Origin of the sequence: Chryseobacterium aahli (assembly GCF_022699665.1) — a bacterium.
GTDB classification, from domain to species: Bacteria; Bacteroidota; Bacteroidia; order Flavobacteriales; family Weeksellaceae; genus Chryseobacterium; species Chryseobacterium aahli.
On record NZ_JALDNB010000005.1, the window covers coordinates 30462 to 43516 of the forward strand.

Here is a 13055-nt window from a genome sequence, read left to right on the forward strand (position 1 = left end):
GATATTAAAACCGTTATTGGTAAATCGTTACATTGGTAAATTGTTACATTTATAAATATGAAATATTTAAAATTATCAGGCCTCGAGCCTTTGATTATAACTCCCGAAAGTAATTTCATCAATGTTGGTGAAAGAACGAATGTTGCCGGATCCAAAAAGTTTTTAAGGTTAATTAAAGAAGAAAAATTTTCTGAAGCTTTAGATATTGCAAGAGATCAGGTGGATGGCGGAGCTCAGATCCTTGACGTGAATTTTGATGACGGTTTGATCGATGGAAAAGCTTCCATGATCAAATTCCTGAATTTGATTGGCTCCGAACCAGATATTTCCAAAATTCCGATTATGGTCGATTCCTCCAAATGGGAAATTCTGGAGGCAGGACTTCAAGTTGTTCAGGGTAAATGCGTGGTGAATTCCATCAGTTTAAAAGAAGGGAAAGAAGAGTTTGTAAAACACGCCAAAGCCATCAAAAGATACGGAGCGGCGGTTATCGTTATGGCTTTTGATGAAGTCGGACAAGCCGATAATTATGAAAGAAGACTAGAAATCACGCAAAGATCTTATGATATTTTGGTCAACGAAGTTAAATTTCCCGCTGAAGATATTATTTTCGATTTAAATATATTCCCCGTTGCAACAGGAATGGACGAACACAGTCGCAACGCAATCGATTTCATTGAAGCAACAAGATGGGTAAGACAAAATCTTCCGTATGCTTCGGTAAGTGGAGGAGTTTCCAATGTTTCATTTTCTTTCCGTGGAAATGATACAGTGCGAGAAGCGATGCATTCGGTATTCCTTTATCACGCCATCCAGGCCGGAATGAATATCGGAATTGTAAATCCGGCATTGCTTGAGGTTTATGATCAAATTAATAAGGAACTTCTCGAGCTTGTAGAAGATGTAATTCTCGACAAAAGAGAAGATGCTACCGAAAGACTTTTAGATTATTCTGAACGAAATAAATCAGTTAAAAAAGAAAAAGTTGAAGAATTAGAATGGCGAACTTATCCTTTGCAGGAGAGAATCACGCATTCTTTGGTGAAGGGTATTGACCGTTTTATAGAAGAAGATGTAGAAGAAGCCAGACTGCAGTCTGCAAGACCACTTCACGTTATCGAAGTCAATCTGATGACCGGAATGGGCGTTGTCGGAGATCTTTTCGGAAGCGGAAAAATGTTTCTTCCGCAGGTGGTGAAGTCAGCGAGGGTAATGAAGAAAGCCGTAGCTTATCTGCAGCCGTTTATTGAAGCTGAAAAAGATGTGGCCCAGAAACCTAACGGAAAAATTTTGATGGCAACCGTAAAAGGCGATGTTCACGATATTGGAAAAAATATTGTGAGTGTAGTGTTGGGTTGTAATAATTACGATATTGTCGATTTGGGAGTGATGGTTCCTGCCGAGAAAATTATTCAGGCAGCGATCGATCATAATGTAGATGTCATCGGTTTGAGCGGATTGATTACCCCAAGTTTGGATGAAATGGTGTACATCGCTTCAGAATTGGAAAGACAAAACTTGAATTTTCCTTTGCTGATTGGTGGTGCAACAACTTCAAAGGCACATACCGCAGTAAAGATTGATTTAAAATATAAAAATGCAGTCGTTCACGTGAATGACGCCTCCAGAGCGGTGAATGTGGTAAGTTCATTGCTGGGAGACCGAAACAAGGAATACGTAGATGATCTGAAAAGTGATTATTCAGATTTCAGAGAAAAATTCCTGAACAGGCAGGTTGATAAAAACTACGTTTCGATCGAAGATGCCCGAAAAGATAAGTTTAAAATCGATTGGGAAAATGAAGAAATTTTCACTCCAAATAATTTAGGAATTCAGGTTTTTGAAAATCAGGATTTGGAAGAATTGATTCCGTTCATCGACTGGTCACCGTTTTTCAGAAGTTGGGATCTTCATGGAAAATATCCGAACATTTTTGATGATGAGGTTGTGGGTGAGCAGGCAAAAGAATTATTTGCAGACGGTCAGAAAATTGTAAAGAAAATTGTTGATGAAAAACTGTTGGTTGCCAAAGCGATTTTTGGAATTTTTAAAGCCAATTCTAACGAAACTGATGATATTTTAATTTATGATGAAAATGATCAGGGAAAAGTTAAGTTTTTAACGCTGAGACAACAGGTTCAGAAATCAAAAGGCAAAGATTATATCGCATTAAGCGATTTTATTGCGCCTCAGAGCTCAGGAAAAACCGACTACATGGGTGCCTTCTGCGTTTGCACAGGTTTCGGAACTGATGAATTGTCGGATCAGTATGAAAAAGACAATGACGACTACAATGCCATCATGGTAAAAGCGATTGCCGACCGTTTTGCTGAAGCTTACACTGAATTTTTACATAAAAAAGTGCGTACAGAATATTGGGGTTATGCTAATCAGGAAAATTTAAGCAATGAAGATTTAATTGCTGAAAAATACAAAGGAATTCGTCCTGCGCCAGGTTATCCAGCCTGTCCGGATCATTTGGAAAAACACGCAATTTGGGATTTGTTGAAAGTGGAAGAAAACATCGGGGTTTATCTTACTGAAAGTTTAGCCATGTTCCCAACAGCAGCTGTTTCCGGATATTATTTTGGAAGTCCGCACGCCAAATATTTCGGTTTGGGGAAGATTTCGGAAGACCAATTAAAAGAATATTCTGTAAGAAAGGGAATTTCTTTGAAGGAAGCGAGAAAATGGCTGAACCCGAATTTAGCAGACGGAATTTAGATTTGGTTTATGATTCGGCGGCGGCTTGCCGCCGCCGAATCATAAAAATTATTTAAAAAATTAAAACTTACTATTTATTAAATGAAAATCACAGATCATATAAAAAACGCCAACGGCAAAACCTTATTTTCTTTAGAGGTTGTTCCACCTCAAAAAGGAATCGGGATTGAAGATTTATATACTAACATCGACCCTTTAATGGAATTTAAACCTCCATTTATCGACGTGACGACTTCAAGAGAAGAATATATTTACATCGACAAAGGAAATGGTTTGATGGAGCGTCGTATTACAAGAATGCGCCCCGGAACTTTAGGTATTTGTGCGGCAATTCAGCATAAATATAATGTTGATACCGTTCCACACTTACTTTGTGGTGGGTTTACAAAAGAAGAAACCGAATATCTTTTGGTAGACTGTATGTATTTGGGAATCGACAACATTATGGCACTTCGTGGGGATGCGATGAAAGGGCATCAGTATTTTGAAGCGACTCCCGGAGGTCACGCAAGTGCGATGGATTTGGTAAACCAGATCAATAATTTGGGAAGAGGGAAATATCTTCATGACGATCAGGCTTGTGATGATCACAACAAATTCTGCATCGGTGTTGCGGGTTATCCTGAAAAACACATGGAAGCTCCGTCAATGAATTACGATCTGAAATGGCTGAAACAAAAAGTAGATGCAGGTGCAGATTACATCGTAACCCAAATGTTTTTTGATAATAAAAAATATATCGAGTTTGTTACTAAAGCCCGTGAAATGGGAATTACTGTTCCAATTATTCCAGGAATTAAACCGATTGCTACAAAAAAACATTTGAAACTATTGCCTCAGGTTTTCAAAATAGATTTACCCGAAGATTTAATCAATGCTGTAGAAAGTGCAAAAAATAATGAAGCCGTAAAACAAATCGGTGTAGAGTGGGCAATCAGCCAATGCAAAGAATTGCTTGATTTTGGCGTTCCCGTCCTGCATTTTTACTCGATGGGTAAAAGTGATAATATTAAAAAAGTGGCTGGAGAGCTGTTTTAAATAGTTAGTAAAAGTGAAGAGATAGGGCTTTAGAAATTTTTCTAAAGCCCTATTGTTTATATTTCGTTTTGATATTTCAAAAGTTGATCAAAAACACTTTTTGTTGTCGGTTTTGAAGAGTTGGTATTAAAAATAAACATTCCGCTGTCGATGTTGAAAAAGTATTTCTTTGTTTCGTCGCTTACCGAAAACCATTTCAATAGACCATTCACAAGATTGATATCTTCCCATTTAATCGAACAGTCATCTAAATTAAAGGTGTGCGGGTTTTGATTTAAAGTATCTCTGAAAATAATCTTTCGCTCTTCTACATAAATAATTCCGCTTCCCTGAAATGCTTTCAGTTTAAAAAATTGATCCTGAGTATTTCCCATATTGTAACGCACAAAGGCATAATATTCGGGTGTTCCAATTTGTTCCAAAAGAATTTTTTGTTTCTTCTTTCTGCTTTGCGCAGCTAAATAGGCAATCAGAAAAATAATTGCAGGAATAGATAAGATGAAAAAGAGAAATACAATAAAGAAAAATACTAATGAATCCATAATTATGTTTTTTTAAATTTAAACCGTTGGGTGCTTCTCAAACTCTTTGGTTTGATCAAATAAATACCTAAAAGTCGCCAGTTTTCTGGTCACTTCAGTCTCCAAATGTTTGGCCAGACCCAGCATTTTTGGATTGAAATCACCGATCCACTGCATTTCAAAATCTTCAAATTTCGTTGCCACACGGAAGTGGTTGGCGGCTTCTACGATGAGGTAGCCTTCAACACCTTTGTTTTGCCACTCCGGAAGAACTCCAAAAATCAAACCAACGAACTTAGAATTGTGCTTAAAAGTTTTATAATACAAAAACTTCAGTTTATCCCAAATCCCAAATTTTCCATTTAAATATTTAAACCATTGATTGAGATCAGGAATATTAATCCACATCGCAACCGGATTTCCACTTTCGTAAGCGAACCACGCAATGTGTTCGTTCATCACGGGTTTCATGTTGTTGAAAAGCTTTTTTACGTCATTCAGCGACATTTGCTTTCCGCCACCGTGGCTTTCCCAGGATTTATTGTAAATGGTATAAAAATCTTCTGCAAACTTATTTATATTCGCTTTTGTAACACGTTTTGAAGAAAAATTTTCATTTTTAGAATGCTTGGCGTGCATGATATTGAAAATTCTTGAAGTAGGAGCGTGAGCCTTTCTGCTGAAACATAACTGATTAAAATAAATTTCGAATCCGTAATTCTCAAAAAGTTCTTTATAGTAAGGATAATTGTAATTCATGCCGTACAAAGGTTCAGAAAAGCCTTCAATCAGAACTCCCCAGAATTTATCACGTTCTCCGAAATTAATCGAGCCATCCATCGCTTCCATTCCTCTTTCCTGAAGCCAGTTTTTACAGTGGCTAAAAATAAAATTGGCTGTTTCCTGATCATTGATACAGTCGAAAAAACCAATGCCACCTGTAGGTTGCTTTTCGATATACTGTTTATTCACAAAAACGGCAACTTTTCCTACAGTCTCACCGTCTTTATTTTTAAATAAAAAACGCTTGCTTTCACCATTTGCAAAGCATTTGTTCACACTGTCGTCAAAAACGCTCTCAATGTCTTTATCTAATGGTCGGATATACGATTTATCGCCTTTGTAAAGTCTGGCAGGAAACTCCAGAAACTCTTTCTTTTGTGCGTTATTCAGTACTTCTTCTGCAATGACCATAATATTTTAGAATAATAGATGTGAAAGGTAATTCAAATTTGAGCTAAATTAAAATATAGAATTAATTTTATCCGTATTTTTGTTGCAAAATAAATAAAAATGGTTGATTTTACCGATAACGATGATGATATTTTCACAGGGAAAGAGCATACGCCGATTCGTGAAGATGCTTTTGAGAAATCGCCACAAGAAAAAATAGAAAAAATTACCCAGCTTTTTGGAGAAATCATGGAAACTCTTGGTCTTGATATGACCGACGATTCTTTGAAAGATTCTCCGAAACGTGTTGCTAAAATGTATGTGAATGAAATTTTCGGAGGACTTCTTCCAGAAAATAAACCCGGAATTTCTACATTTTCAAACAAATATAAATACCGCCAGATGTTGGTGGAAAAGGATATCACCGTATATTCTTTCTGCGAGCATCACTTTTTGCCAATCATCGGAAGAGCGCACGTTGCTTATATTTCAAGCGGTGATGTGATCGGACTTTCTAAGATCAACAGAATTGTAGATTATTATGCAAAAAGACCACAGGTTCAGGAGAGATTAACGATGCAGATTGTTGATGCTTTGAAAGATGCGCTAGGAACTCAGAATGTTGCTTGTATTATTGATGCAAAACATCTTTGTGTAAATTGCAGAGGAATAAAAGACACCGCAAGTTCAACCATCACAGCCGAATTAAGCGGGATTTTCAGAACCAACCCTATTACGAGGCAAGAGTTTCTGCATTATGTGGGAAGTCATGCTAAACTTGATTATTAGTTTATTGTAAATGGATTATCAAATACTTAAAAATATAATAGACGAAGAACTTCATAGATTTGAAAACATTTCTGAAGAAGAATGGTCGCATAAAATTTCACCTGAAAAATGGTCAAAAAAAGAAATTTTGGGTCATCTTTGTGATAGTGCTTTATCGAATATCAGAAGATTTGTGATTACTCAGTATAAAGAAAATGACAATATTGTTTATGACCAGAATTTTTGGGTAAAAGCTCAGAATTATCAGAATGTTCCGACCTTAGATATTATCAATTTATGGAAATTTCTGAATTTTCAAATTGTACATACGGTCGAAAATATTCCTGATGAAGCTTTGCAGAGAACTTGTGACATGACAAAAGTTGAGCCTCAGGTTTTTACCTTAGAATTTATTATCAAAGATTATATTGATCATTTACAACATCATTTAAAAGCTATTTAGTAATGATAAAATTTAAAAAAGTTTCAGATAAGATTTTTGTAATGACAATTATTTGTTGTTGCTGATTTTGCTGTTGAAAGATTCTGATCTTTCAATTAATTTAAAAACTTTAAGACTAGATTAAAAATCATTACATCAAAAACAAAAACGATGCAACTAAAAATATACAATTCGCTTACAGCGGAAAAAGAAATATTCACTCCGATTTTAGAAGGAAACGTCGGGATGTACGTTTGTGGACCAACCGTTTACAGCAATGTACATTTGGGAAATGTGCGAACTTTCCTTTCTTTCGATTTTATCTACAGAAGCTTAATGCATTTGGGATATAAAGTACGATATGTAAGAAATATTACTGATGCAGGACACCTTACCGATGATGGAGACGTGAACAACGACAGATTTGTCAAGCAAACACGGTTGGAGAAATTGGAGCCAATGGAAATCGTGCAGAAATACACGGTCGATTTTCATAAAGTTTTGGAGATGTTTAATCTTCTTCCTCCGAATATTGAACCTACAGCTACAGGTCACATTGTCGAACAAATCGAATTGACTCAGAAATTAATCGAAAAAGGTTTTGCTTACGAAAGTAACGGTTCGGTTTATTTTGATGTTTTAGAGTATAATAAAAGAGGGCTGAACTACGGTGAGTTGTCAAAACGTAATATCGAAGAACTTTTTGCCAACACCAGAGATCTTGACGGACAGGGAGAAAAGAAAAACCCACAGGATTTTGCGCTTTGGAAAAAAGCTTCCCCAGCACACATCATGCGTTGGAATTCTCCCTGGGGAGAAGGTTTCCCGGGATGGCATCTTGAATGTACAGCGATGAGTACTAAATATCTGGGCGATAAATTCGACATCCATGGAGGTGGAATGGATTTGAAATTCCCTCACCATGAATGTGAAATAGCACAAGGGAAAGCTTGCAACGATGTAGAACCGGTGAATTACTGGATGCACGCCAATATGCTGACGATGAATTCTCAGCGTATGAGTAAGTCTACAGGGAATTATATTTTACCTAAACAATTGGTTTCAGGAGACAATGATTTCTTCGAAAAACCTTTTCATCCAACAATCGTTCGTTTCTGCTTTCTACAGGCACATTATAGAAGTGTTTTAGATATTTCTAATGACGCAATGATCGCCAGCGAAAAAGGATTTACAAGATTAATGGAGGCAATTAAAATATTAAATTCAATTACTCCAAATGACCAGAAAGAATCTGATTTTAATCTTAAAGAATGGAAAACTAAAGCTTATGACGCGCTGACTGATGATTTCAATTCTCCGGTTTTGATTGCGCATTTATTTGAAGCTGTAAAATTTATTTTTGCTTTAAAAGATGAAAAAGAAACAGTTTCAACTGAAGATTTAGCAGAGTTAAAATCAACTTTAAATGCTTTGATATTTGATGTATTGGGACTTCAGGCAATTGAAGAAAACAATAATGAAAAATTGGATCAGACATTGCAGGTTTTAATCGAACTAAGAAATCAGGCTAGAAAATCTAAAAACTTCGAACTTTCAGACCAGATCAGAGATAAACTCTTGGCTGAAGGTATTGAGTTGAAAGACGGAAGAGGCGGAACTTCTTACGTGTTAAATTAGGAAAAAGTTTATCAAATTATATCTCTCGCAGATTTTGCAAATTACGCAGATTTTTAAACAAAATTTTCTGCTTGATCTGCAAAATCTGCGAGAGTTTTTTTACCAATCATTAATCTTTTGTTCAGTAGTTTGGGTGAAGTCGAAAAGATTATCAAAAGTTACATCTATTATTTTGGCTTTTGATTTTTTAAAATTGCTTTTAATCTTTCCATATTTGTCTAAAGCAATGTCTTCGAGTGAAGAGTTTTGGTTTCCGGTAACAGGTATGTTTCCTATTAATAATGTATAATCTCCACCTTGTGATGTTATACTGCGAGCTGTCGCACGATATCTACCATCTTTGAATTCAATATTAAAAAATCCAGAAAATCTTACATCATCACTTAAGGCTTCAGGTGTTCCTAACAGTGAATAACCAGCCTTTTTATGATCCATAACAAGATTTGAAACGTGTCCTTCAATAATGTCTTCTTTTATTTCTGTAATCAATAAATTATTTCGTTTTTTAATCAATGCAATAATTTTTTCTTGAGTGTTTGATGTGGAATAAATTTTTCGCCAACTAACTTGCGAATTTTCAACAATGAAATTCTCCATTTGACCTGAAACAGATATTGAAAAAAGAATAAAAAAAATATAGATTTTCTTCATATTATTTTTTTTCAAATTTAAATAATTATTTTTTTAACCAAATAAAAAATTGTTTAACTTAGTAACACTAAAACAATTACAAATAAAATATTTATCATATGAAAAAACATTTATTCCCTATTCTTCTCTTATTACTTGGAAATACAGTTAATGCACAGCAAGATTTTTTTGCGCTGGCAGGTAAGGATTCTCCAAGAATTGAGTTCAGTGATTTCCGTGCAATGAATGCAGACGGAACTTCCGGTCAAAGTATTTTTGGCGTTTCTTCTGAAGCTCATGTGATGTCTCAGGAAAGAAAATCTTCGGTTACAGAAGATAAAACGTCATACAATCATGCCCAGTCGATGACTCTAGCGGCTTTGGCTTATGATTCTTCTGGTAACAATTTGGTGTATATGCCGATGTTTTCCTCCAATGTTTACGTTTTAAATCAAAAAACGAAGGAAATTACATTGGTAGAAAATAAGATTGCCACAGTAACATCTTGTGATATCAATTCTCACATTACCCGGATGACCACCGGTTATGATGGAAATATTTATGCCATCAACAATGCTGGAACTCAGTTTATTCAGATTAGTAAAAAGAACAATCAGTACATTGTAAACGACCTTGGAATTATCAAAGATGATGCTGCAAATGGTAAGAATTCTTTCACAGCTATGGAAAGCGGTTTTGGTGGAGATATGATTGCTGACGGAGATAATAATTTCTATGTGTTCTCAACTGCAGGAAACGTTTTTAAAGTTTCAACGAAAGAATTAAAGGCAAAATTTGTCGGCAAAATATCAGGACTTCCTGAAACGTATTCTGTAAACGGAGCAGCCGTGAATTCTAAAGGTAAAGTGGTAATTGCAAGTGCAAAAGGAGCGGCTTTATACGAACTAAGCCTTGATAATCTTGAAGCAAAACAACTTCCTGGCGAAACTAACCTGCATATTTACGATTTGGCAAGTAAGTATTTTGTCAATGACAGAGCAGCTTCTGCAACTGTTTTTGCTAATTTAGATGTATATCCGACGAAAGTTGATGAGCATTTCATTTATGTCAATGTGAATGACAAATCGGTAAAAGGAAACATCAAAATAAATGTTTTTGATTTGTCAGGAAAAGCTGTTTTGACGCAGAAATTATCTGTGAAAGAAGGTCAATTAAACCAACAGGTTGATCTTAAAAATTTAGTAAGTGGTTCGTATCTCGTCAATATTACAGATGAAGCCGGTAAAGCTTTATTGAATAAAAAAATTCTTGTAACAGAATAAATTTTGATTTTTTAAATGATTAGAAGAACCTTTTTTCAAACTTGAAAAAAGGTTTTTTTAATGATAATTTGACATTGTAACCATTTGTATTTCAATTTTAAAACTGTATTTTTATCAAAAAATAGATAGATGAAATTATATTTTAACGTTAGCTATCGGGCAAAAGCTGGTGAAAATCTGCAGTTGAAGATTAGCGAAAATGGCAATGCGTCTAAAATTCACGCCATGTTTTATACAGAAGATGGCTTTTGGAAATGCGAAGTAGATTATTTTTCAAAATCAATTTCTTACCATTATCAGCTTGTTGACGATAAAAATAATGTCGTAAGACAAGAATTTGTTTCTCATGAATTGGGTTTTCCTCATAACTACAAAGAGTTTTTGATCTTTGATCAGTGGAACAGTAAAAACTTCCCTGAAAATTATCTCAATAATAAAATATTACATAATAAACTCAATCAGTTTGGTCCGAAAAAGTTATCTGTTCTTAAGAAGCATAGTCATTTATTCAGAATTGAAGCACCTATTTACAATCCAAATTGGGAAATCGTCTTGTTTGGAAATGCGGAATCTTTAGGAAATTGGGATTATAACAAAGCCGTTCATCTTTCCCAGACTGATTTTGGTATTTGGGAAACGTCTGTAGAAATCCCTGAGAATCATTTAATTCAATACAAATATGCGATTTTTGACAAAGATGCAGGAAAAGTCATTGATGTAGAGAGCGGAGAAAACAGGTACACGATTCCTAATCTTCAGAAAGATGTTTTACAAATTTGTGCAGATCATTACTTTAAATTTAAGTCTTACCAAATGTACCACGATGCGGGAGTTGCGGTTCCTGTATTCTCTTTGCGAAGTGAGGAGGGTTTTGGAGTTGGTGAGTTTTCAGATTTAAAAAAATTGGCAGATTGGGCTAATGAAACGTCATTAGGTATTATTCAGATTTTACCGATCAATGATACAACAGCAAACTATTCTTGGACAGATTCTTATCCTTATGCTGCAGTTTCTGTGTATGCTTTACATCCGCAGTATATTTCAATTCAAAATTTAGATTACAAATTACCTAAGGATTTAGTTAAAGAATTTGAGGCTGAACAATCAGAATTAAATTCTTTAGATTTAATTGATTATGAAAAGATGATTTCTTGTAAATGGAAATATCTTAAAGCGGTTTTTAATCTAGAAAAAGAAAAGATTTATAAAGACCGAAACTTTAAAAAGTTTTTAAAGGATAATGAAACCTGGCTTTTACCATATTCGGCTTTTTGCGTTTTAAGAGATAAATATAAAACACCAAACTTCAATAACTGGAAAACCCATAAAAAATATATCGCAGGAAAAATAGCGCCATTTTTCTCTGTTAAGAGTAAAGATTATGATGCTTCAATGCTTCATGCCTGGGTGCAGTTTCAACTTCATCAACAACTGAAAGATGCTGTCGACTATATTCATAGTTTAGGAGTTTCTTTAAAAGGAGATTTGCCAATTGGTATTTACAGACATTCTGTAGAAGCATGGACGGAACCTGAATTATTCGGAATGGATTTTCAGGCAGGTGCACCGCCAGATCAGTTTACTGAACTTGGACAAAACTGGGAATTCCCGACCTATAATTGGGATGCTATGAAAGCTGATGATTTCCAGTGGTGGAAAAACAGATTTAAAGCATTGGAGCAATATTTTGATGCGATGAGAATCGATCATATTCTCGGGTTTTTCAGAATTTGGAGAATGCCAATTTCTGCAACGCAAGGGATTTTAGGGTATTTTTACCCGGCTATTCCTGTTGTCTTGGAAGAATTTAAAGCAAGGCATATTCCTTTTGATTTCGACAGATACTGTAAGCCGTTTATCAACGATTTGATACTTTGGAATTATTTCGGAGAGCAAAGTAATAAGGCTTTAGAATTTTTAAATAATAATTTAGACGGAACCTATTCTTTCAAAGAAGAATTTGATACTCAAAGAAAGCTTGCAGACTATTTTAAGAAAAAAACTGTGGGTTCTATAGAAGAACAATTGATTTTGCTTTGTGCCAATGTTTTGTTTTTAACTGAGGAAAGAGATGAGCAAACGGTGTATCATCCGAGATTTAATGCATTTAAAACTGAATCGTATAAATATCTTTCAGATTGGGAGAAAAAGGCAATTTATGAATTGTATCAGGATTATTTCTTCAAGAGACAAGATTTTATGTGGAAAGAAAAGGCAATGGAAAAGCTTCCGGTCATTTTAAACTCTACAAAAATGTTGATTTGCGGAGAAGATTTAGGAATGGTTCCGGATTGTGTTCCTGAAGTGATGGATGAATTGGCGATTGTTGCTTTGAAAGTTCAGAGAATGCCATCAGAACAGATTCCTTTTTACAATCCTAAAAATGCGGGTTATCTGAATGTGGTCACAGCTTCATCTCACGACAGTTCAACACTGCGACAATGGTGGAAAGAAAATTCTGAATTAACTCAGCGATTTTATAATCAGCAATTGATGCAGTATGGTAAAACTCCTGAGAATTTAGAACCTCATTTGGCTGAAATCATTATGAAACAACATCTGTACAATGATGCGATGCTTGCAATTTTTCCGATTCAGGAATTCTTTGCAACAGATGAAAAATTGACCAATCCCAATATGGATAATGAAAGAATTAATAATCCTTCAGTATTTCCGCACTATTGGCGGTACAGAATGCATTTATATGTAGAAAGTTTAACGGAAAATGAATCTTTTAATCAAAAAATTTCAGATTGGAACAAAGACAGTGGTCGTGCTTGATGAAAATAATGGTATTGATTATCAGTTGATTAAAATATTTATAAAAGAAGTTTTACT

At 35.0% G+C, this 13055-nt stretch carries 10 protein-coding genes; 7 read left to right on the plus strand and 3 right to left on the minus strand.

The genetic code is table 11. The annotated features are described in order from the left end of the window. The first annotated feature begins 57 nt into the window (after window positions 1-57). On the plus strand, window positions 58-2724 hold the full coding sequence (gene metH / locus MQX03_RS10420) for a methionine synthase (RefSeq protein ID WP_242802995.1): 2667 nt from the start codon (window positions 58-60) through the stop codon (window positions 2722-2724). Window positions 2725-2805: 81 nt separating this feature from the next. After that, window positions 2806-3762 carry a methylenetetrahydrofolate reductase [NAD(P)H] gene (metF, locus tag MQX03_RS10425; RefSeq protein ID WP_129535057.1) on the plus strand — a complete coding sequence of 319 codons (957 nt, stop codon included), beginning with the start codon at window positions 2806-2808 and terminating at the stop codon, window positions 3760-3762. A 56-nt stretch (window positions 3763-3818) separates the two neighbouring features. Here the strand turns inward: metF and MQX03_RS10430 are convergent, their stop codons facing one another. Together MQX03_RS10430 and MQX03_RS10435 are read right to left on the minus strand one after the other, a co-directional pair. Continuing rightward, complete coding sequence (locus MQX03_RS10430) at window positions 3819-4304, minus strand: hypothetical protein (RefSeq protein ID WP_129535056.1); 486 nt, start codon at window positions 4302-4304, stop codon at window positions 3819-3821. Window positions 4305-4322: 18 nt separating this feature from the next. After that, window positions 4323-5477 carry a hypothetical protein gene (locus MQX03_RS10435; protein WP_242802997.1) on the minus strand — a complete coding sequence of 385 codons (1155 nt, stop codon included), beginning with the start codon at window positions 5475-5477 and terminating at the stop codon, window positions 4323-4325. Between the two features lie 99 nt (window positions 5478-5576). Between MQX03_RS10435 and folE the strand changes: the two genes are divergently transcribed. The 3 genes from folE (at window position 5577) to cysS (ending at window position 8304) form a co-directional block, all read left to right on the plus strand. Next, entirely contained in the window at window positions 5577-6245 is a 669-nt protein-coding gene (gene folE, locus MQX03_RS10440) for a GTP cyclohydrolase I FolE (protein WP_047447041.1), read from the plus strand. 10 nt (window positions 6246-6255) lie between these two features. After that, entirely contained in the window at window positions 6256-6687 is a 432-nt protein-coding gene (locus MQX03_RS10445; RefSeq protein ID WP_242802999.1) for a DinB family protein, read from the plus strand. A gap of 150 nt (window positions 6688-6837) precedes the next feature. Beyond that, the gene (cysS, locus tag MQX03_RS10450) at window positions 6838-8304 is read left to right on the plus strand and encodes a cysteine--tRNA ligase (protein WP_242803001.1); all 1467 of its coding nucleotides are present in this window, start codon (window positions 6838-6840) and stop codon (window positions 8302-8304) included. A gap of 99 nt (window positions 8305-8403) precedes the next feature. Here cysS and MQX03_RS10455 read toward each other — a convergent pair whose 3' ends face one another. Continuing rightward, window positions 8404-8955 carry a hypothetical protein gene (locus tag MQX03_RS10455; RefSeq protein WP_242803003.1) on the minus strand — a complete coding sequence of 184 codons (552 nt, stop codon included), beginning with the start codon at window positions 8953-8955 and terminating at the stop codon, window positions 8404-8406. A gap of 98 nt (window positions 8956-9053) precedes the next feature. Between MQX03_RS10455 and MQX03_RS10460 the strand changes: the two genes are divergently transcribed. Further along, window positions 9054-10217 carry a T9SS type A sorting domain-containing protein gene (locus MQX03_RS10460; protein WP_242803005.1) on the plus strand — a complete coding sequence of 388 codons (1164 nt, stop codon included), beginning with the start codon at window positions 9054-9056 and terminating at the stop codon, window positions 10215-10217. A gap of 129 nt (window positions 10218-10346) precedes the next feature. Continuing rightward, a complete protein-coding gene (locus MQX03_RS10465; protein WP_242803007.1) occupies window positions 10347-12998 on the plus strand; it encodes a 4-alpha-glucanotransferase in 2652 nt (883 codons plus the stop codon). Window positions 12999-13055: the final 57 nt, after the last annotated feature.

Bases quoted from the DNA above. Each gene is read 5' to 3' on its own strand.
- cysS (WP_242803001.1), top strand. From the start codon at position 6,838: ATGCAACTAAAAATATACAATTCGCTTACAGCGGAAAAAGAAATATTC.
- MQX03_RS10435 (WP_242802997.1), bottom strand. From the start codon at position 5,477: ATGGTCATTGCAGAAGAAGTACTGAATAACGCACAAAAGAAAGAGTTT.
- MQX03_RS10455 (WP_242803003.1), bottom strand. From the start codon at position 8,955: ATGAAGAAAATCTATATTTTTTTTATTCTTTTTTCAATATCTGTTTCA.
- MQX03_RS10445 (WP_242802999.1), top strand. From the start codon at position 6,256: ATGGATTATCAAATACTTAAAAATATAATAGACGAAGAACTTCATAGA.
- MQX03_RS10430 (WP_129535056.1), bottom strand. From the start codon at position 4,304: ATGGATTCATTAGTATTTTTCTTTATTGTATTTCTCTTTTTCATCTTA.
- MQX03_RS10460 (WP_242803005.1), top strand. From the start codon at position 9,054: ATGAAAAAACATTTATTCCCTATTCTTCTCTTATTACTTGGAAATACA.
- metF (WP_129535057.1), top strand. From the start codon at position 2,806: ATGAAAATCACAGATCATATAAAAAACGCCAACGGCAAAACCTTATTT.
- MQX03_RS10465 (WP_242803007.1), top strand. From the start codon at position 10,347: ATGAAATTATATTTTAACGTTAGCTATCGGGCAAAAGCTGGTGAAAAT.
- folE (WP_047447041.1), top strand. From the start codon at position 5,577: ATGGTTGATTTTACCGATAACGATGATGATATTTTCACAGGGAAAGAG.
- metH (WP_242802995.1), top strand. From the start codon at position 58: ATGAAATATTTAAAATTATCAGGCCTCGAGCCTTTGATTATAACTCCC.